This window comes from Patescibacteria group bacterium (assembly GCA_022560785.1).
In the GTDB taxonomy this organism is placed as follows: domain Bacteria; phylum Patescibacteriota; class Minisyncoccia; order Phycocordibacterales; family JADFSL01; genus JADFSL01.
Genome location: JADFSL010000020.1, coordinates 1 through 2,105, shown reverse-complemented (window position 1 = coordinate 2,105; position 2,105 = coordinate 1). Strand labels below are relative to the sequence as shown.

General features: G+C 38.2%; 3 protein-coding genes. All 3 read left to right on the top strand.

Going from position 1 to position 2,105, the window contains the following annotated elements:
• Window positions 1-102: 102 nt before the first annotated feature.
• Complete coding sequence (locus tag IIB50_02220) at window positions 103-339, top strand: hypothetical protein (protein ID MCH7529910.1); 237 nt, start codon at window positions 103-105, stop codon at window positions 337-339.
• Between the two features lie 2 nt (window positions 340-341).
• Window positions 342-893: a PH domain-containing protein gene (locus IIB50_02215; GenBank protein ID MCH7529909.1), complete on the top strand. Its 552-nt coding sequence runs from the start codon at window positions 342-344 to the stop codon at window positions 891-893.
• 45 nt (window positions 894-938) lie between these two features.
• The coding region (locus IIB50_02210) for a histidine--tRNA ligase (protein MCH7529908.1) at window positions 939-2,105 on the top strand (1,167 nt) is incomplete at its 3' end.

Genomic DNA, 2,105 nt, shown 5'->3' with positions numbered 1-2,105 from the left:
TATTCGGTTGAAATATTATCACATATTTTTACCATTTTCAACAATCCAATATTAGTGTGCATTCCTCTTTTTTATATGCGCTATTTGTGAGAAAATATCTATATGGTACCGCAACTTGATTATGAGGTATTTTTCTCATTTATGTACGAAGCCCATATTGTGTGGCTTGTGTTTTGGACGATACTTGGATTTGCTGGTATTTATAGTCTTTTTCTTCTCTACCATTGGTTTAGGTATGGACTTAACTCATTTGCAATCTGGGTTGTGATGATTCTATACTTTAGTGTTTCGTTCCTACTTGTAGGAGTTATGTTTTTATCGGTTATGAATATAGTATAAGTATGCTGAAACTTGAGAAAAATGAACATGTTGAATCAGTGATTAGAAAGCATTGGTTTATACTCCTGCGAGATGTCATTGGATTGGTGATTATTTTCATACTTCCTATTATTGCTTATATATACATTGCAGAAAATAGTATTGAACTCACTGCCACAAACACCTTTTCTTTTGATATAGATCCGACGATTCTTTTATTTGCTGTCGCTTCATGGTCACTGCTATTTTGGACAAAACTGGCTGGTGTCTGGACTGATTATTATCTCGATGCATGGATTATTACTGAAAAGAGAATAGTCGATATTGAGCAAAAAGGACTATTTCACCGTCAGACTTCAACATTCAGGATGGAGCGAATTCAGGATGTAACGATAGAAGTTAATGGAATCGTAGCAACACTACTTAATTTTGGCGACATACATGTACAAACTGCTGGTGAATCGCAAGAATTTGTCATCAAGGGAATTTCCAACCCGAGGCGTGTCCGTGAGTTAATCCTGAACAAAAGTGACAATGCGATAAGAACAGAAGGACAAACCAATTCGGTCAAGTAATCCAGACTTGTTGATGCCCCGTATTTCAGATACAATTTGATGACTATGCTTGGAAAAAAGAAGCTCTCTACAAAGTCTTATAAGGGCACTCGTGATTTTTATCCCGAAGAGAAATATATACAAAACTACATTTTTGATGTGATGGGCAATACTGCTGAGTCATTTGGCTACAGTGAATATTCTTCTTCAATACTTGAATCAACAGAGCTCTACAAGGCAAAAACTGGAGAAGAGATCGTAAACGAGCAAACATATACTTTTGAAGACCGCGGTGGCAGAAGTATAACCCTGCGCCCAGAGATGACACCGAGTATCGCACGGATGGTTGCGGAAAAAAAACGAGAACTTTTGTTTCCTCTTCGCTGGTACTCTATTCCGAATGTCTTTCGGTATGAGAGACCTCAAAGGGGGCGGTTGCGAGAGCACTGGCAACTCAATGCCGACATATTTGGAGTCGCTGGTATAGAAGCTGAAATTGAAATTATTTCACTTGCTTACCATATTATGAACAACTTTGGTGCAAAAGATGAGGATTTTGAAATGAGGATAAATAGCAGGGAGAGTATTCTGGCAGAGTTTGATAAACGTGGTATTGAGGGAGATCGCGCAAAACAGCTTTTGGCACTTATAGATAAAAAGGACAAAATAGATAATTTTGAAGATGAATCAAAAAAAATAATTGGCGAGGTATTTGAACTCGATACTCACTGGGATGGTGCTGAAACACTCAAATCTGCGCTCAGTGCTCTTGGAATAAAGAATGTGTCATACAACCCAAACATTGTACGAGGTTTTGACTACTATACCGGTATGGTATTTGAGGTATTTGACACTTCTCCTGAAAATAATCGATCACTCTTTGGCGGTGGACGCTATGATAATCTTCTTGATATATTTGGAGTTCCCAATATACCTGCAGTTGGATTCGGAATGGGGGATGTGACTATGCGGGACTTCCTGGAGACACATAATCTGTTGCCAGAATACGCCTCTCCAACCGATTTATTTATCTGTACAACCGATAAAGAGAAGATCTCATTTGCACAAACTTTGGCACAAAAGCTTCGTCAAAAAGGAATCGCTGTTGCCGTAAACCTCACCGACAAAAAAGTGGGTGACCAGATTTCACTTGCAGATAAACGGTTTATTCCGTTCATTGTATGCGTGGGAGAAGAAGAAATAACAAAGAAAAAATTTACAATAAAAAATCTC

Coding starts and splice junctions, on each gene's coding strand:
- IIB50_02215 (MCH7529909.1), top strand. CDS start 342: ATGCTGAAACTTGAGAAAAATGAACATGTTGAATCAGTGATTAGAAAG.
- IIB50_02220 (MCH7529910.1), top strand. CDS start 103: ATGGTACCGCAACTTGATTATGAGGTATTTTTCTCATTTATGTACGAA.